At 73.3% G+C, this 16,315-nt stretch carries 17 protein-coding genes; 4 read left to right on the top strand and 13 right to left on the bottom strand.

Annotated elements, in window-relative coordinates; all coding sequences use genetic code 11:
- Positions 1-12 precede the first annotated feature (12 nt).
- The 7 genes from AC3ANM_RS11250 to AC3ANM_RS11220 all read right to left on the bottom strand — a co-directional run bounded on the left by AC3ANM_RS11250 (position 13) and on the right by AC3ANM_RS11220 (position 7,332).
- A complete protein-coding gene (locus AC3ANM_RS11250) occupies positions 13-1,563 on the bottom strand; it encodes a DEAD/DEAH box helicase (RefSeq protein WP_488284502.1) in 1,551 nt (516 codons plus the stop codon).
- A 283-nt stretch (positions 1,564-1,846) separates the two neighbouring features.
- The gene (locus tag AC3ANM_RS11245) at positions 1,847-2,770 is read right to left on the bottom strand and encodes a GlxA family transcriptional regulator (protein WP_488284501.1); all 924 of its coding nucleotides are present in this window, start codon (positions 2,768-2,770) and stop codon (positions 1,847-1,849) included.
- 7 nt (positions 2,771-2,777) lie between these two features.
- Positions 2,778-3,329 (bottom strand): cysteine hydrolase family protein, encoded by a 552-nt coding sequence (locus AC3ANM_RS11240; RefSeq protein ID WP_488284500.1) that lies wholly within the window; start codon positions 3,327-3,329, stop codon positions 2,778-2,780.
- Between the two features lie 96 nt (positions 3,330-3,425).
- On the bottom strand, positions 3,426-5,066 hold the full coding sequence (locus AC3ANM_RS11235) for a glycoside hydrolase family 13 protein (RefSeq protein WP_488284499.1): 1,641 nt from the start codon (positions 5,064-5,066) through the stop codon (positions 3,426-3,428).
- 158 nt (positions 5,067-5,224) lie between these two features.
- Positions 5,225-5,716: an SRPBCC family protein gene (locus tag AC3ANM_RS11230; protein ID WP_488284498.1), complete on the bottom strand. Its 492-nt coding sequence runs from the start codon at positions 5,714-5,716 to the stop codon at positions 5,225-5,227.
- A 1-nt stretch (position 5,717) separates the two neighbouring features.
- Entirely contained in the window at positions 5,718-6,047 is a 330-nt protein-coding gene (locus tag AC3ANM_RS11225) for an ArsR/SmtB family transcription factor (protein ID WP_488284497.1), read from the bottom strand.
- 64 nt (positions 6,048-6,111) lie between these two features.
- Positions 6,112-7,332 carry an ATP-binding protein gene (locus AC3ANM_RS11220; protein WP_488284496.1) on the bottom strand — a complete coding sequence of 407 codons (1,221 nt, stop codon included), beginning with the start codon at positions 7,330-7,332 and terminating at the stop codon, positions 6,112-6,114.
- Between the two features lie 94 nt (positions 7,333-7,426).
- Between AC3ANM_RS11220 and AC3ANM_RS11215 the strand changes: the two genes are divergently transcribed.
- Positions 7,427-8,047 (top strand): hypothetical protein, encoded by a 621-nt coding sequence (locus AC3ANM_RS11215; protein ID WP_488284495.1) that lies wholly within the window; start codon positions 7,427-7,429, stop codon positions 8,045-8,047.
- On the opposite strand, the gene AC3ANM_RS11210 is transcribed toward AC3ANM_RS11215, so the two are convergent.
- The 3 genes from AC3ANM_RS11210 to AC3ANM_RS11200 all read right to left on the bottom strand — a co-directional run bounded on the left by AC3ANM_RS11210 (position 8,040) and on the right by AC3ANM_RS11200 (position 9,794).
- Entirely contained in the window at positions 8,040-8,372 is a 333-nt protein-coding gene (locus tag AC3ANM_RS11210) for a rhodanese-like domain-containing protein (RefSeq protein ID WP_488284494.1), read from the bottom strand. The two genes, AC3ANM_RS11215 and AC3ANM_RS11210, sit on opposite strands and share 8 nt — an antisense overlap.
- Positions 8,373-8,436: 64 nt before the next feature.
- Positions 8,437-9,297 (bottom strand): Fpg/Nei family DNA glycosylase, encoded by an 861-nt coding sequence (locus AC3ANM_RS11205; protein ID WP_488284493.1) that lies wholly within the window; start codon positions 9,295-9,297, stop codon positions 8,437-8,439.
- A gap of 98 nt (positions 9,298-9,395) precedes the next feature.
- Entirely contained in the window at positions 9,396-9,794 is a 399-nt protein-coding gene (locus AC3ANM_RS11200; RefSeq protein ID WP_488284492.1) for a DUF6578 domain-containing protein, read from the bottom strand.
- Positions 9,795-9,957: 163 nt separating this feature from the next.
- On the opposite strand from AC3ANM_RS11200, the gene AC3ANM_RS11195 reads away from it, so the two are divergent.
- From AC3ANM_RS11195 to AC3ANM_RS11185, 3 genes are all read left to right on the top strand, one after another.
- A complete protein-coding gene (locus AC3ANM_RS11195; protein WP_488284491.1) occupies positions 9,958-11,346 on the top strand; it encodes an HNH endonuclease signature motif containing protein in 1,389 nt (462 codons plus the stop codon).
- A gap of 172 nt (positions 11,347-11,518) precedes the next feature.
- The gene (locus AC3ANM_RS11190) at positions 11,519-12,100 is read left to right on the top strand and encodes a GNAT family N-acetyltransferase (protein WP_488284490.1); all 582 of its coding nucleotides are present in this window, start codon (positions 11,519-11,521) and stop codon (positions 12,098-12,100) included.
- A gap of 34 nt (positions 12,101-12,134) precedes the next feature.
- Positions 12,135-13,568, top strand: a complete 1,434-nt coding sequence (locus AC3ANM_RS11185; RefSeq protein WP_488284489.1) for an MFS transporter — start codon at positions 12,135-12,137, stop codon at positions 13,566-13,568.
- On the opposite strand, the gene AC3ANM_RS11180 is transcribed toward AC3ANM_RS11185, so the two are convergent.
- The 3 genes from AC3ANM_RS11180 to AC3ANM_RS11170 all read right to left on the bottom strand — a co-directional run bounded on the left by AC3ANM_RS11180 (position 13,540) and on the right by AC3ANM_RS11170 (position 16,276).
- Positions 13,540-14,592 (bottom strand): App1 family protein phosphatidate phosphatase, encoded by a 1,053-nt coding sequence (locus tag AC3ANM_RS11180; protein ID WP_488284488.1) that lies wholly within the window; start codon positions 14,590-14,592, stop codon positions 13,540-13,542. The genes AC3ANM_RS11185 and AC3ANM_RS11180 overlap by 29 nt on opposite strands.
- Positions 14,593-14,656: 64 nt before the next feature.
- On the bottom strand, positions 14,657-15,301 hold the full coding sequence (locus tag AC3ANM_RS11175) for a cysteine hydrolase family protein (RefSeq protein ID WP_488284487.1): 645 nt from the start codon (positions 15,299-15,301) through the stop codon (positions 14,657-14,659).
- 81 nt (positions 15,302-15,382) lie between these two features.
- Positions 15,383-16,276, bottom strand: coding sequence for an alpha/beta fold hydrolase (locus tag AC3ANM_RS11170; protein WP_488284486.1), 894 nt, complete (start codon positions 16,274-16,276; stop codon positions 15,383-15,385).
- Positions 16,277-16,315 lie beyond the last annotated feature (39 nt).

Raw genomic sequence — 16,315 nt, 5'->3', positions numbered from 1 at the left:
GTCAGTGCTGGGTCAGCGCCGGCCGCCGACGCGGGTGCCGGCGGAGAACGCGGCGGCACCGCCGGTGCTGGAGCTGCTGTAGACGGTCTGGCTGCCGCCGGAGCGCTTCGGCGCCCCACCGGTGCGGCCGGAGCCGTTGCTGCCGCTGCGCTTCGGCGCACCCGTGCGACCCGAGCCGTTGCCCGAGCCGGAGCCGCGCTGGGCGCCGCCACGGGAGCCACCGCCCTGGCCGCCACGGGAGCCGCCACCCTCGCCACCGCGCGCGCCGGCGCCCTGCTGGCCGCCACGCCCCTGGCCCTGGCCACGACCGCGGCCACCGCCGGAGCGGGCACCGGAGCCGGAGCGCGACGGCGCCGGGTTGGTGACCGGGGCCACCGGGGTGGGGTTGTCGACGAAGACCCGCTCGCCCGGCGCGAGCTCGCGCAGCAGCGGGTGGGCCGGGTCGATCTTCGTCGTGGTCGGCTTGATGCCGGCCTTGCGGGTCAGGTCACGCACGTCGCGCACCTGCTCGTCGGTCATCAGCGTGACGACGGTGCCCTCGGCGCCGGCGCGGGCGGTGCGCCCGGAGCGGTGCAGGTAGGCCTTGTGCTCGGTCGGCGGGTCGGCGTGGATGACCAGGCTGACGTCGTCGACGTGGATGCCGCGGGCAGCGATGTCAGTGGCGACCAGGGTGCGCGCCGAGCCGGAGTGGAACGCGTCCATGTTGCGGGTGCGGGCGTTCTGGCTGAGGTTGCCGTGCAGCTCGACCGCCGGCACGCCGCTGGCGTTGAGCTGCTTGGCCAGCTTCTTGGCGCCGTGCTTGGTGCGGGTGAAGACCACGGTGCGCCCGGGGGCGGCAGTCAGGTCGACCAGCACCGGCAGGCGCGAGTCCGGGTGCAGGTGCAGCACGTGGTGGGTCATCGTGTTGACCGGCGACTGCGCCGAGTCGGCGCTGTGCGTGACCGGGTTGCGCAGGTAGCGCTTGACCAGGACGTCGACGCCGGCGTCGAGCGTGGCCGAGAAGAGCAGGCGCTGGCCGTCCTTGGGGGTGCGGTCCATGAGCCGGCGCACGCCGGGCAGGAAGCCGAGGTCGGCCATGTGGTCGGCCTCGTCCAGGACGGTGATCTCGATGGCGGACAGGTCGGCGTGGCCCTGGCCGACGTGGTCCTCGAGGCGGCCGGGGCAGGCGACGAGCACGTCGACGCCGGCGCGCAGGCCGTTGATCTGGGGGTTCGGGCCGACGCCGCCGAAGACGGTGAGGGTCTTCAGGCCGAGCGCCCTGGCCAGCGGCGCCATGGCCGCGTCGATCTGCGTGGCGAGCTCACGGGTCGGCGCGAGGATGAGCGAGCGCGGCTTCTTCGGCAGGCGCTTGGTGCCGCTCTGCGACAGGCGGGTCAGCAGCGGCAGCAGGAAGCCGTAGGTCTTGCCCGAGCCGGTGCGGCCGCGGCCGAGCACGTCGCGCCCGGCGAGGGAGTCCGGCAGCGTGGCCGCCTGGATCGGGGTGGGGGTGGTGATGCCCGACTCCGCGAGGACGCGGGTCAGGGAGGTGGGCACGCCGAGGTCGGCGAAGGTGTGCGTGGACAAAGGATTACTCCGCAAAGTCAAAGGGTCGTTCTGCCCGGCGCAGACCATGGAGGTCGCGGCGCGTTGGCGATCGACGTCAAGGGCGGCCCGAGGCAGAACTGTGCGGGCCGCAGGCCCAGCATAGGGCCCCGCACGGACAGCCCTTCGCCATCCGTGCGGCGTGGGGTGTCCCCCATCACGCCGATTCCGCCCTCTACGGCCGTCTAGCAGTATCGCGATACTCACCTAGCGAGCCTCATCGAACCGGGGCGGCGACGCCCCTTGAGGCTGCGCCGCGCCGGCGTCAGGACGCCGCCCGCAGGCGGCGCAGCATCCGCGCGTCGCTGAAGCCCACTGCCCGGGCCACGGACTCCTGGGTCCACCCCTGCTGGGCCAGCGCCTCGGCCTGCTCCAGCCTCAGCGTCTGCTGGTAGCGCAACGGGGTGAGCCCCGTCGCGGCGACGAACTCCCGGGTCAGCGTCCGTTCGCTCACCCCGAGCTCGCGCGCCAGGGACGACAAGGGGAGAGGCTCGGCATACCGGTCGTCGATGACGTCCTGGGCACGGTGCACGAGGTCGGCGAGGTGGTCACGGTGCCGCAGCATCGCGCTCTCCTGCGGCGCGGAGCCGTTGCGACGGGCCGCGACCACGAGTGCCCGCGCGGTCCGCGCCGCCACGGCGGCGCCGTGGTCGACGGCGACCAGGTGCAGCGCGAGGTCGATCCCGCTGGCGATGCCTGCGGAGGTGTGGATGCGCCCGTCGCTGACATGGAGGACGTCGCGGACCACGTTGACCCGCGGGTGCAGCCGGGCCAGCTCGTCCTGGATCTCGTGGTGCGTGGTGGCGCGGCGGCCGTCGAGCAGGCCGGCGTCGGCGAGGGCGAAGGCCCCGGCACAGACGCTGACGACCTGGCCCCCGACGGCGTGGTGGGCGACCACCCCGGCCCGGGCGACGTCGGGCAGTGCCCGCCCGGCCCCAGCATCGTCCGGGACGTGCCACCCCGGGATCAGGACGTAGTCGCGGGGCGACAGGTCCGGCAGCGCCGTGTCCGCGGACAGGCCCAGGCCCTGGTGGCTGACCACCGACGGCTGGTCCGCGACGTAGGCAAGCCGGTAGCCCCCGCCGTACTCGCCCGCCTCGCAGAAGACCTGTGCCGGGCCGGCGACGTCGAGGAGCTCCACTCCTGGCACGAGGACGAAGACGACGGTGCGCGGCGCGTCAGTAGTCATGATCCGGTCAGGATGCCAGCACCTGCTCGATGGTGACCACCTCGGCGAACCGCCCGTGCAGCGCGGCGGCGGTGCGCTCCTTGACCTGCGCGGCGGTCAGCTCGCCCGAGCCGTCCCACAGCGGCAGCGGGTCGGTGGCCGTCGCGTCGAGGACGAAGCGCACGCCGTAGCCGAGGTCGCTCGCCACCCGGGCGGTCGTCTCGCAGCACTGCTCGGTGCGGATGCCGGTGATGACGACCTCACCCACCCGGCGCTCGACCAGGAGCTGGGCCAGGTTGGTCGTGGTGAACGCGTTGTGGCTGGTCTTGGTGATGGTGGGCTCACCCGGCTCGGGCTTGAGGCCGGGCAGCAGCCTCACCTGCCCGAGCTCGGGGTCGAACTCGTCGCCGCTGCCGGGCTCGGCGTGCAGGACCCAGATGACGTCCTGGCCGGCTGCGCGGGCATGGTCGACGAGCCGCGCGATGCGCTCGTCGATGTCGGGGGCGTCGATGCGGGCCCACGCCTCACGCTGGCGGAAGGACTCCTGGACGTCGATGACGATCAGTGCGGTGGTGTTCATGGGCACCATCGTGCCGACGCCGACCCGGGCCGGCGAGGTCCGATCCAGCCCCGGACCGGAACGATCCGGCCACCGACCGCCGGACCGAGGACCCGATCAGGACACGCGCAGCCAGGCAGTCGCGTCCGGCGGCAGCAACCCATCCTCCAGCGGCACGCTCGTGAGCAGCACCTCCCCGTCGGGCAGCGTCACAGGCCCGCCGCCGAACGTGGTGACACAGTGCCAGCCGCCCGGCCGGGCGAAGTGCAGCACGTGCGGCTCGTCCTCCACCCATGCCAGCTCCTCGCCGGCGCGCAGCTCGCGCCGGAGCGCCAGCGCGGACCGGTAGAGCGTCAGCGTCGAGGAGGGGTCCGCGTCCTGGAGCTGCACGGCATACCGGCCGAACCACGACGGCTGGGGCAGGTGCGCACCGTCGCCGCCGAAGCCGAAGGAACGCCCCTGGCTCTTCCACGGCAGGGGCACCCGGCAACCGTCGCGCCCCTTCTCCTTGCCGCCGGAGCGCTCGGCCATCGGGTCCTGGAGCACCGCGGCGGGCAGGTCGCCCACCTCGTGCAGCCCGAGCTCGTCGCCCTGGTAGACGTAGGTCGACCCGGGCAGGGCGAGCAGCACCAGCGCGGCCGCCCGGGCGCGACGCTCACCCAGCGCGCGGTCCAGCGCCGGCGCCGCCCCGTCGGACAGCAGCCACTGCCGCGCCACCTGCTGCGCGCTCTCGCCGGGACCGACCGGCAGGCCGTAGCGCGTGGCCACCCGCGGGCTGTCATGGCAGCCGAGCAGCCACGTCGTGGACGAACCGCTCTCGCGCATGTCGGCCAGGCCGGAGTCGACCACGCGCCGGTAGTCCTCGACCCCCCAGTCCGCCTCCTGCATCTCGAAGTTGAACGCCTGCCCGAGCCCCTGCGGGGAGGCGTATCGCGCGCGGCGGCGAGGGTGGACGCTCGCCTCCGCGACGGCGAACCGTGGCGGGTCGTACTCGTCGAACACCGCCCGCCACGAGGCGTAGACCTCGTGCACGCCGTCGCGGTCCCACAGCGGGTGGGAGCCGTCGCCGCGCTGCATGTGCGCCACGTCGACCCACGGGTCGAACGGCTCGCTGAGGTCCTTGACCAGGCCGTGGGCCACGTCGACGCGGAAGCCGTCGACGCCCCGGTCGGCCCAGAACCTCAGCGTGGTGCGGAAGTCCTCGCGCACCTGCGGGTTGTCCCAGTTGAGGTCGGGCTGCTCCCGGGCGAAGTGGTGGAAGTACCACTGCCCGTCGGCGGTGCGCTCCCACGCCGGCCCGCCGAAGAGGGACTCCCAGTCGTTCGGCGGCAGCGACCCGTCCGGGCCGGTGCCGTCGCGGAAGATGTAGCGGTGACGGGCGGGCGACCCCGCGGGCGAGGCGAGCGCCTCGCGGAACCACGCGTGCCGGTCGGAGGTGTGGTTGGGCACGATGTCGACGACCACGCGGATCCCGTTGTCGTGCAATGCCTCCACCATCACATCGAAGTCGGCCAGCGTGCCCAGCCGCGGGTCGACGTCGCGGTAGTCGTCGACGTCGTAGCCGCCATCGGCCAGGGCCGAGGGGTAGAACGGGCTGAGCCAGACCGCGTCGACGCCCAGCGCGCGCAGGTAGCCCACGCGCGAGGTGATGCCCGGCAGGTCACCGATCCCGTCGGCGTTGCTGTCGGCGAAGCTGCGCGGGTAGATCTGGTAGACCACCGCCGAGCGCCACCACGTCGGGTCGGACAGGTCGGTCACGGCGGGCTCCTCCGGTCGAGGCGGGTGTGCTCCCCGAAAGCATGGCAGGGGTCACGGCCGGCGCACCGCGTGGATCAGGTGCTCCTTGCGGTCCAAACGAATCCTCGGCGGCCGGGACCCGTCTCCTCGACGGCGGGCCCCGGCTGTCACAGCAGCTGTCAGGCGGTGGGGGCGAGGAACGCGTCGATCTGGTTGATCGCCAGGGTGGCGCCCTCCTCGATGCCCATGTCGAGCACCTTCTGCAGGTCCTCGGCCGACGCGTACGTCGAGACGTAGGTCGCCCGGGTGCCCTCACCCTCGGCCTCGAAGGTGTAGACGTTGCGCGACACCGGCATCCCCGGGGCCTCGTTGAAGTCCTCGTCGGCGAAGCCGTCGTCGAAGACGAAGCTGCGCGGCTCGTCGACCTCTGTGATCCGCCACCAGCCGGCGTACTTCTGACCCTCGGGGCTGGTCATGTAGTAGGTCGAGCGGGCTCCCACCGTCAGCGCGTGGTCGACGAACGTCGCCGGGTGCGACGGCGGTCCCCAGACGCGCTCGAGCTGCCGCGGGTCGGCATACAGGGCCCAGACGCGCTCGACGGGGGCGGCGAACGTCGCGGTGATCGTGATGGTGCGGTTGGCGACGTCCTTGGTGATGTCGGTGACAGGCATGTCACTTCTCCTCTGCGAGTAGGGAATCGATGCGGTCGATGCGACCGCGCCACACCGCCTCGAGCTCGTCCAGCATCGAGGCGACGGAGCGCACTGCCTCCACGTCACCGCTCGCCAGGGCCTCGCGCCCGCTGCGCCGCTTGGTGAGCAGCCCGGCCTTCTCGAGGACGGCGACGTGCTTCTGGACGGCGGCGAAGCTCATGTCGTACGCCGCGGCCAGCGTCGAGACGGAGTGCTCGCCGGCCAGGACGCGGCGCAGGATGTCGCGCCGGGTCCGGTCGGCGAGCGCGTGGAACAGGGCGTCGGCCCGGTCCTCGTGCGTCTCGTCCATGAGGACAACGTACAACCACTCGGTTGTACGTTGTCAAGGGTCGACCGTCGACCGACCCCGCGACTCAGCCGTGGGCGCGCAGGTAACGGCCGAAGTGCGGCACGGTGAACGCGATCCGGCCGCGCTCCCCGGAGTAGATGAGGCCCTTCTTCAGCAACGCATCGCGCGCCGGCGAGAGCGACTGCGGCTTGCGGCCCAGGATCGAGGCCACCGCCGCAGTGGGAACCGAGCCGACCTCGTCGACCGAGGCGTCGTCACCCAGCGCCTCGACCTCGGCGAGCGCCGCATCGGCCATGGCCCGCAGGTACTCGCGCTCGGCCGGGGTGGCCCGCTCGTAGCGCGACCCGAAGAAGCCCACGGCCAGCTCGGCCTCGGCCTCCGGCGCCGCGACGCGCACGTCGTCGGCCGAGATGGGGGTGCCGACCGCCACGTCCCAGGCCACCTTGCCGTAGGCCTGGATGAAGTACGGGTAGCCGGCAGTGGCGGCATACATGGCCTGGAGCGCCTCGTCGTCGAACTCGGCGTCCTCGTCCTTGGCCGGGGACTGCAGCGCGAGGTCGGCGGCGGAGCGGTCCAGCCGGTCGATCCGGTTGTAGCGGAACAGCCTCTCGCTGTAGGACTTCGAGGCGCTGAGCACCGCCGGCAGGTGCGGCAGGCCGGCGCCGACGACGATGACCGGCAGGCCGCTCTGACTGATCTCGTGGCACGCCGCGCACAGCGCCGAGACGTCCTCGGGGTCGAGGTCCTGCATCTCGTCGATGAAGATGCCGACGCCCTTGCCGACGTCCGCGGCCAGGCCGCCCACGTCGCTGAGCAGCTCGACGAGGTCGATCTCGATGTCGCCGGAGTCGGCCCGACCGGTCACTGCGGGCGCGTCGATGCCCGGCTGCCAGCGGTCCCGCAGCCTGGCGTTCGGCGCGGCATCGCGCTGCGCGAAGGCCTTGATCACCCCCAGCACGTGGTCCACGTCGTCGCTCTGCGGGTGGCCGAGCTCGCGGACCGCGGTGTGCAGCGCAGCGCTGAGTGGGCGGCGCAGGCGCTGGTCGGGCCTCGCCTCGAGCTTGCCGGTGCCCCAGCGGGCGCGGACGGCCGCGCTGCGCAACGCGTTGAGCAGCACCGTCTTGCCGACGCCACGCAGCCCGGTCAGGACGATCGAGCGCTCTGGTCGCCCCTTGGCGACGCGTTCCAGGACCACGTCGAATGCGCGCAGCTGCTCGTCGCGACCGGCCAGCTCGGGCGGCCGCTGGCCGGCACCGGGGGCGTAGGGGTTCCGGATCGGGTCCACGCTCGGAGACTATCCGGCTGTATAGCGCGCGCCTGAGATCTCGCGATACTCGCCGATCGTGTCGCGCGCCGCGGCGGCCCCTAGCCTGTCCGGCATGACCAGTCGTGGGCAGGAGCGGTGGCGGTTCACCGGGCAGATCGCCGGGCTCGGCACCGCGGGCGGCACCCGCGTGGTCATCGGCCGGTGGCCCACATCGCCCCTGGGCTCGTTCGCCGACGTGATGGTCGAGCGCCCCGACGGCCACCGGGTGCTCCTGGCGCCGACGCACCAGGTGGCCGACTTCGTCCGCGCGACCTACACCTTCGACAAGGTCCGGCTCACGCCCGTCGACGTCGCCGCGGCCGACGGCCACTGGCGGGTGGACGCCGGGCCGTTGTCCCTGACCCTCGCCCTCGGGCGCCGCACGGCGCTCGGGTGGCTGCTGCACGGCATACCGGCCGCTGTCTCCACCGCACCCTGGTTCGCGGGCGCGGTCGACCCGGTCGCCCGTGTCGTGCTGCGCGGCGTGCGCACGCGCGGGACCGCCGGCCAGGGCCGGCGCGAGTGGTATGGCGCGACGGACGTGCGCGCGATCCTCACCTGTGCGGGGGCGTGGGAGGGCGAGGACCTCGGCGAGCTGCGGCCGGTGGACCCGCCCGTGCGGTTCGGGTTCGGGTCCACCCCGGCCAGGCCGTCGGTCACCTCGGTGGTGACGACGGTCGAGTCGCTCAGATGACGGAGGGCTCCGACTCCGTCTCGCCGACCAGCGGCTTGCCGGCGGCGTGCCAGGACTTCATGCCCCCATCGAGGTTGGCCACGTCGAAGCCCTGCTGCTGAAGCCAGGCCACCGCGCGGGAGGACCGGCCACCACCACGGCAGGTGACGGCGAGGGTGCCGGCGTCGGTGTCGGGCAGCTCGGCGAGGCGGGCCGGGAGGTCACCCAGGGGGATGTGCACCGCGCCCGGGGCGTGGCCGGCGGCCCACTCGTCGGGCTCGCGGACGTCGAGGATCGTCGCGTGGTCGTGGACGTCGGACACGGTCAGCGTGGGGATCTCGGTCATGCGCGGCATCCTGCCATCCGGCAGCACGTGAACCCCAAGTCCCGCCGCCGGGTTGGGACAGGACTCACTTGAGCAGGCGGGAGAGCCGCCGGTCGGCGAGGGGCTTGCCTCCGGTCTGGCAGGTGGCGCAGTACTGCAGCGAGGAGTCGGCGAAGGACACCTCGCGCACCACGTCACCGCAGACCGGGCAGGCCTGGCCGGTGCGGCCGTGCACCCGCATGCCGGCGCGCTTGGCGTCCTTGAGCTCCTTGGCGGGCTTGCCGGACGCTGTCGCGACGGCGTGCTCCAGCACCTCCCGCAGCGCGGAGTAGAGGCGGGCGACCTCCTCCTCGTCGAGGGACGCGGCGAGTGCGAACGGCGAGAGCCGCGCCGCGTGGAGCACCTCGTCGGAGTAGGCGTTGCCGACGCCCGCGAGGAAGCCCTGGTCCCGCAGCAGGCCCTTGACCTGGGTGCGGCGCCCCTCGAGCAGCGCGGCGAAGTCGGCCTCGGTGAAGCCCTCGGCGAGCGGGTCCGGCCCCAGGCTCGCGATGCCGGGCACCTTCTGGGGGTCGTCGACGATGTATGCCGCGAGTCGCTTCTGCGTGCCGCCCTCCGTGAGGTCGAAGCCGCTGCCGTCGGAGAGCCTGACGCGCAACGCGATCGGCGACTTGCCCGGCCGCAGCGGCGTCGTGGTCAGCTGGTCGGACCAGCGCAGCCAACCGGCACGGGCGAGGTGGAAGACGAGGTGCATCCCGTCGAGGTCCATGTCCAGGAACTTGCCGTGCCGGGCGACCCCGGTCACCGGCAGGCCCGCGAGCGCCTGCGGCGGCGGGTTGTAGGTCTTCAGCACACTGATGGAGCCGAGCTCGACGCCCGCGACGGCAAGACCGTCGGTGCGCTCGCGCAGGAAGTCGGCGAGCGCCTGGACCTCGGGCAGCTCCGGCACGGCTTCATTCTGACCCAACCCGCCGACGGCCACCGGCCGAACGGCACAACGTGCCAGCCCCGGCTCGGCTCTCTACGCGCGTGTCCGGCGACGGCGAGTCAGTCGGTGCCGGCGGGCACGTCGAGATCCACGAGGTACCCCAGGAACCCGCAACCGTCCGGCACGCCCTCCCAGCCGTCGGCCCCGCCGACGGCCACCGCGAATCCCGAACCGGGTTCAGGAACCAGGAGGCGAGGAACGAAGCCTGCGTCCGGCATCCAGCGGCAGAACACGGCGCGCGTGCCGGACACCCGGCCGCGGAGCCGACGCGGCTGCGTCGCCAGGTCGTGGTGGTCCTCGACGCAGTCTGCGACGAGATCGACGTGTCCGTCGACGGCCGGGCTGATCCCGGCGACGCCGATCGAGCCAACGGACCACGCCACCTCGTCGCCAACCGAGAACGGCGTGCCGCAGCACTGCAGCTGCCAGTCCTCGACCCACACCCTCACCCGCGTCATGCCGTCAGCCTCTCCTCTCCGCGCGCAGCAGGCACGGCAATTGACCCGGCCACAACCGGTTCACGCACGGAAGGTCCACCGGCCGATGAGGTCTTGACCGCTCGGGAGAACGTCGATAAAGTTAGAACACACGTGCGAATCATGGCGCTGGGGGGTGCCGCACATGGGGGACCAGAGCGACCGCCGGTCGGCGGTGCCTCGCGAGGTGATCGATGCCTTCGTGCGCATCATGCGCGCGGACGCCCCGGCTGAGGCCCAGTGGTTCACCGCCGACGAGGCGCTGCGCGTCGTGGAGGCCGGGGAGACCGTCAAGGCCTGGGTCGATGCCGTGTCGCTCGACAGCACCCGGGCGCTGGCCGACCGGATGCTCGAGGAGCACGACCGGCTCCACGACGACCTGCGCACCAGCGGGCCGCGCTCCGACAGCGAGTGGGAGCGGGTGCGCGAGGACGCCGCGCAGGCCGCCGCGTCCGAGATCGAGGCTGCGACGGGCATCGGCTATGGCGAGTGCCGGTCCCGCGTGGCGTTCGCCCTGGCCGAGGAGGAGCGCACCGCCACCGTCCGGGAGCTGATGCACGCGGGCCGGCTCTCCTCCTACCGCGCCCGCCTGCTCTACAGCGAGACGCGGCACTGCCCACCAGCGGTCGCCGACGCCATCGCGGGGCGGGTCCTGGCCGGCGACGACGGCGATGGGCCGCTGTCCCACGGCAAGCTGCGACGCCGCCTGCGCCGGCAGCTGGTGCTGCACGACAGCGACTACCCACGACGCAAGCGCGCCGACGCGGTGGCCCGCCGTCGGGCCGACGCCGACCTCCAGGCCGATGGCACCGGCTGGCTGACCGTCACCGGTGAGGGCGAGCGCGTCGTCGCGGCCCGTGAGCGCATCGACGCGATCGCTCGGCGCCTGAAGGCCGAGGGCCGGGCCGACGAGCGCGCCCACGAGGCGATCTGCTCCGATGTCGCCCTCGACCTGCTGCTCTACGGCTGGGTGCCCGACGACGAGCCCTACCGCAGCCTCGGCCGGCCGCCCGCCGCGCAGGTGACCGTGACCGTCTCCCTGGCCACGCTGCTCGGCGTCACCGAAGGCACCGGCGAGATCCCCGGCTACGGCTTCGTCCAGGCCCACCACGTCCGCGAGATCGCCACCGCCGCCGGGTCGATCTGGCGCCGCCTGGTCACCGACCCGGTGACCGGCACGATGCTCGACCTGGGCACCGAGCGCTACGTCCCCACTCCGCGGATGCGCGAGCTCGTCGTCCACCGCGACGGGGTCTGCCGAGGGCCCGGCTGCGAGCTGGAGGCCCGGCGGTGCGACCTCGACCACGAGATCGCGTGGCCGCTCGGCCCGACGCACACCACCAACCTCGCCGCCAAGCACCGGCGACACCACAACCTCAAGACCCGCGAGTGGTGGAGCTCGACGATGATGCCCGATGGGGTGGTCCACTGGCGGACCGCCGCGGGGCGGACCTACCCGACCCGGCCCAGGGTCTACGACGACCCGCTCGACCGCCCGCTCGAGCTGGTCGACACCGGCCCACCACCCTTCTGAGCCAGCGTCGCCTGCTGGACCATGGGCCCGCTCGTCCATTGCCGCCTGCTGGACCCGGCCCACCTGTACGACTCAGCCGACCCGTCCTGTGGTGCGAGCGAACGTCACCCTGCAGCCAGACCCGCCGCAAACGGGTTACACGGAAGGCGTTGCCGTCCGGCAGGATTCGGCCATGGCCACCGAGACCCAGACCAACCGCTTCGACGACGTCACGCTCGAAGGCGAGGGACTGAGCCTGCGGCCCTTCACCGAGGCCGACCTCGACGCGATCACCGAGGCCTGCACCGACGCCGAGACGCAGCGCTGGTTGCCGCTGCCCCGGCCCTACCGCCGGGACGACGCCCGCTGGTTCATCGAGACCTTCTCGCCGAGCCAGCTCGACAGCGGCGCCGGGATCGTGCGGGCGATCGAGGTCGACGGCCGGCTGGCCGGTGCCATCAACCTGAAGAAGACCGACTGGTCCGCCCGGACCACCGAGACCGGCTACTGGGCGGCGCCCTGGGTCCGTGGCCGCGGCGTCACCACGACCGCCGTGCGCCTGCTGGCCAGCTGGGCCCTGACCGACCAGGGCTTCGAGCGGGTCGAGCTGCTCACCGCCACGGGCAACACCGGCTCGGAGCGGGTCGCCGAGAAGGCCGGCTTCCAGCGCGAGGGGATCGCCCGCAACGCGGGCGTCATCCACGAGGGCCGGGTCGACCTCACCGTCTGGTCGCTCGTCCCGGCCGACCTGATCCCCCGCGCCCACCAGGACTGACGCGCGGAGAGGTCTTCCGACCTAGGCTGGGTGGGTGGCGTCCTCCGCGGCACCTGCGCTGTTGCGCCTCGACCAGCGCCGGGGCCGGTTCACCCTGGCCACGACGGTGCTCGGCACCTCGATGGCGTTCCTCGACGGCACGGTCGTCAACATCGCCCTGCCGACCATCGGTCGCGAGCTGCACGCCAACCTCGCCGGCCTGCAGTGGGTCGTCAACGCCTACTCCCTGACCCTGGCCTCGCTGATCCTGCTCGGCGGCTCGCTGGGTGACCGGTTCGGGCGGCGGCGCCTCTACCTCGTCGGCGTGATCGCGTTCTCGGCGGCGTCCCTCGGGTGCGCGCTGAGCCCCACGGTCGTCGTCCTGGCCGTGGTCCGGGCACTGCAGGGCGTCGCCGCGGCCCTGATGGTCCCCGGCAGCCTCGCCATCCTGCAGTCCTCCTTCGAGCCCGGCGAGCGCATGCGCGCCATCGGCGCCTGGACCGGGCTGGCCGGGGTGGCCACGGCCGCGGGCCCGCTGGTCGGCGGCTGGCTCGTCGGGATCGACTGGCGCCTGGTGTTCTGGATCAACATCCCGATCGGCATCGCCGTCGTGGCGCTAGGCCGGGCCTGCGTCCCGGAGTCGGTCAACCCCCACGCCAGTCGCCACCTCGACCCGGCCGGTGTCGTCCTCGCCGCCCTCGGCCTCGCCGGGCTGACCTGGTCGTTGACCGCGGTGCCCGACCGCGGCTGGAGCGCCCCGGTGCTGGCCGTCGGCGTCGCCGGCGTGCTGTGCCTCGGCGGGTTCGTCCTCGTCGAGGGGCGCGTCACCGCCCCGATGGTGCCGCTGACGATGTTCGCCTCGCGCACGTTCAGCGTCGTCAACGCCGTCACCCTGGCGGTCTACGCGGCGCTCGGCGGCGCACTGTTCTTCCTCGTCATCTTCCTGCAGGTCACCGCCGGCTGGAGCCCGCTGGCGGCGGGCGCGTCGACGCTGCCGATCAGCATCACCATGCTCCTGCTGTCCAGCCGGTTCGGCGCCCTCGGCACCCGGATCGGCCCCCGGCCGCTGATGGCCGGCGGGATGCTGCTCTCCGCCGCCGGCTTCGTCCTGCTCTCCCGGATCCCCGTGCACCCCAGCTACCTGACGGACGTCCTCCCCGGGCTGGTGGTCTTCTCCGTCGGCCTGTCGATGACGGTCGCGCCGCTGACCGGCACCGTGCTGGCCGCCGCACCGGACGAGCTGGCCGGCACCGCCAGCGGGGTCAACAACGCGATCGCCCAGACGGCGCGGCTGCTCGCCGTCGCGGCGTTGCCACTGGCCGTGGGCCTGTCCGGCCGGGAGTACGCCTCGCCCGTCCTGCTCGCGCCGGCCTACCGCTCGGCGATGCTGGTCTGCGCGGGCATGCTCGTGGCCGCAGCGGTGCTGACCCAGGTCGGCCTGCGGGCGCACGAGGCGTGCGTCACGACCGTGCAGCCCGCAACAACCTGAGCAGGCCGTAGCCGTCGGGGGCGCGGCAGACCGGGACGCTGCGCCGCGTGCGCGGCGCGAACTCCTCGTTGGAGACCGGTATGCCGTGTGAGAGCACCTGCTCGGCCGGCGTCAGCTCGCGGATGGCGATGGCCTCCACCTGCTCGGGGCTTTCCGAGGCGAAGTCGCCGTAGATCCTGGGGTCGTGCTGCCCGTCGTCGCCGACGAGGATCCAGCGGATCCTGGGGAACTCCCGGGCGAGCCGGCGCAGCGCCGCCCGTTTGTGCTCCTGCCCGCTGCGGAACCAGCCGCTGTTGGTCGGACCCCAATCGGTGAGCAGCAGCGGCCCGGCGGGGTAGCCGCCGCGCTCGAGGAAGCGGGTCAGCGTCGGCGCGGTGTTCCACGCCCCCGTGGACAGGTAGAAGATCGGCGAGCCGGGCGCCTCGTCCAGCAGCGCGCGATACATCGGGGCCATGCCCGGCACCACGCGGCGCGCCTGCTCGTGCCGCACGAAGGTGTTCCACGCGGCGATCATCGGGCGGGGCAGCGCGGTGACCATGACGGTGTCGTCGATGTCGCTGACCAGGCCGAAGCGCGTGGCGCCGTCGATGACCTGCACGGAGGCCGGCGCCGGCGCGGCCCCCTCGGCCTCGATCGTGGCCTCGTGCCAGCCGGGGGCCAGTCCCGGCTCGGGGACGCGCACGTCGACGTAGCCGCCACGGTCGGTCCGGGTGTGGGCCACGCGCCCGTTCACCCGGACGGTCACCGGCACGTCCATCGCCGGCGCGGTCACGAACGCCCGCCACCCCCGGCGGACCTCCTCGGCCCGGCGCAGCTCACCGGAGGTGGCGTCGGCGTCGGCCGACCCGGGCTCGTCCTCGCCGATCCGGCCGAGCACGACGCGGGCCAGCACCCGGGCGAAGTCTGGCGAGCCGTAGCCGGTGTAGCTGATCGTGCGCACGCCCCAGCCCCGGGAGCGCAGGCCCTTGTCGAGGCGACGGTGGACGGCGTCCTCGACGATGGCGGCGGTGTGGGGGCGTGCCATGGACGAAACCTAGCGCCGCCCCCGACGCCGTGCCGCGCAGGCTCAGATGCGCGGACTCAGTGGCTCAGTTGTAGCCGCGGCTGGAGTCGGCCACCTCCGCCTTGCCCTCCAGCGAGGCGAGGAACTCCTTCGACGTCACCGGGTGGCTGAACATCGGGTAGTCCTTGGCGATGGCGTTCTCGTGCTCCTCGGCCGACGTGGCCGCCACGCAGTCGGTCAGCGTGAAGACGTTGAAGCCGCGCTCGTAGGCCGAGCGCATCGTGGACTCGACGCAGCAGTTGGTGAGGAAGCCGCCGAGGGCGACGTTCTTGATCCCCTTGCTGCGCAGGATGAAGTCCAGGTTGGTGCTGGCGAAGGTGTCCAGGCCGCGCTTGCCCTCGATGACGATGTCGCCAGGCTGCGGCGCGACATCCTCCACGATCTCGGCGCCCCAGGAGCCCTTGACGAACGCGTTGCTCTCCACGACCCCGGCGAGGATGCCGTAGGGCTGCGCGGTGATCTCGCCGTAGCCCTCGGCGAACATGATCGGCGCGTGGATGACCGTGGCGCCCGCCGCCCGGGCTGCCTCGACCGCGGCGGTGGTGTTGGCCAGCATGTCGGTCTGCTTCATGACGTCCGCGACGGCGCCGTGCAGCGCGCCACCCTCGGAGGTGAAGTCGTTCTGGTACTCGATGAGGACGACGGCGGTCTCGTTCGGCGACAAGGTCATGGCGCGCTCCACAGGTGTGATCCGACTCGGTGGCGCTGACGCTACGCCCGGGGCGGGCGCCCGTCGCGGGGAACAAGGTCCTCAGCCGACGGCACCGTCCCAGCGGTCCCGCAGCCACTGGTGGACGGCCGCCATCTGGCGGCTGACCAGGGTGATGTGCCCGTCGTCCTCCGACAGCCGCACGTCGGCCCCGATGACCTGCGTGGCCAGCCACTCGCCGTGGCCCATCGGCACCATGGCGTCGTGCCGGCCCTGCATCAGCAGCACCGGGACGTCGATCCCCCGGAGGCCGAACCCCCACGGCCGGGTGAACAGCAGGTCCTCGTCGACCCACCCGTCGGCACCGCCGGCGAGCCCGGCGCGCATCTGGGCGGCGAGGGTCGCGGCGATACCGGTGCCGCGCAGCTCTGCGGCGTCGACGTCGGTGAGGTGCGGCGCCATGGCGTCGGCGAGCTCCTCGGCGGTGACCCGGGCCAGCTCCGCGGCCTGCTCCTCGGCCAGCGGCCGGACCGCTTCCTCGCCCTCGAGTGCCAGGCCGAACTCCTCGATGTTGCCCTCGCCCATGCCGGCCATGAAGTCCAGGCCTTCCGCGTCGTATGGCGCGACGCCGGCCAGCGAGGCCGACGCCACCACCCGGTCGGGCAGCAGGGCGGCGCAGGCCAGGGCGTGGGGGCCGCCGCCGGACCAGCCCCAGGTCAGGAAGCGCTGCACCCCGAGGTGGTCCGCGAGCGCCGCGACGTCCCCGACCACGTCGCGCACGGAACGGCCGGGCAGCCGGGTGGACCCGGCATACCCGGGGCGGGCGTGGAGGACCAGGCGCAGCCCGCGCTCGCGGGCGGTGGCCTCCCAGTGCGGGTCGAGGACGGGGCCGCCCGGGGTGCCGTGGTGGACCACGGTGAGCACGCCGGCGGGGTCGCCGCCCTCGACGTACTCCAGCGCGCGGCCGTCGGGGAGGGTGAGCGTCGACGTCGTCATGGCAGCGATGTCTACCACCGGCGGTCGGGGGAGGACGGA

The sequence above is a fragment of the Oryzihumus sp. JJN4-3R genome (assembly GCF_057747915.1).
Note: the sequence above shows the minus strand (reverse complement) of the source record. Positions and strands in the feature narration are given on the sequence as shown.

Coding starts and splice junctions, on each gene's coding strand:
- AC3ANM_RS11245 (WP_488284501.1), bottom strand. CDS start 2,770: ATGACTACTGACGCGCCGCGCACCGTCGTCTTCGTCCTCGTGCCAGGA.
- AC3ANM_RS11230 (WP_488284498.1), bottom strand. CDS start 5,716: ATGCCTGTCACCGACATCACCAAGGACGTCGCCAACCGCACCATCACG.
- AC3ANM_RS11240 (WP_488284500.1), bottom strand. CDS start 3,329: ATGAACACCACCGCACTGATCGTCATCGACGTCCAGGAGTCCTTCCGC.
- AC3ANM_RS11210 (WP_488284494.1), bottom strand. CDS start 8,372: ATGACCGAGATCCCCACGCTGACCGTGTCCGACGTCCACGACCACGCG.
- AC3ANM_RS11175 (WP_488284487.1), bottom strand. CDS start 15,301: ATGACCTTGTCGCCGAACGAGACCGCCGTCGTCCTCATCGAGTACCAG.
- AC3ANM_RS11200 (WP_488284492.1), bottom strand. CDS start 9,794: ATGACGCGGGTGAGGGTGTGGGTCGAGGACTGGCAGCTGCAGTGCTGC.
- AC3ANM_RS11170 (WP_488284486.1), bottom strand. CDS start 16,276: ATGACGACGTCGACGCTCACCCTCCCCGACGGCCGCGCGCTGGAGTAC.
- AC3ANM_RS11190 (WP_488284490.1), top strand. CDS start 11,519: ATGGCCACCGAGACCCAGACCAACCGCTTCGACGACGTCACGCTCGAA.
- AC3ANM_RS11180 (WP_488284488.1), bottom strand. CDS start 14,592: ATGGCACGCCCCCACACCGCCGCCATCGTCGAGGACGCCGTCCACCGT.
- AC3ANM_RS11195 (WP_488284491.1), top strand. CDS start 9,958: ATGGGGGACCAGAGCGACCGCCGGTCGGCGGTGCCTCGCGAGGTGATC.
- AC3ANM_RS11215 (WP_488284495.1), top strand. CDS start 7,427: ATGACCAGTCGTGGGCAGGAGCGGTGGCGGTTCACCGGGCAGATCGCC.
- AC3ANM_RS11225 (WP_488284497.1), bottom strand. CDS start 6,047: ATGGACGAGACGCACGAGGACCGGGCCGACGCCCTGTTCCACGCGCTC.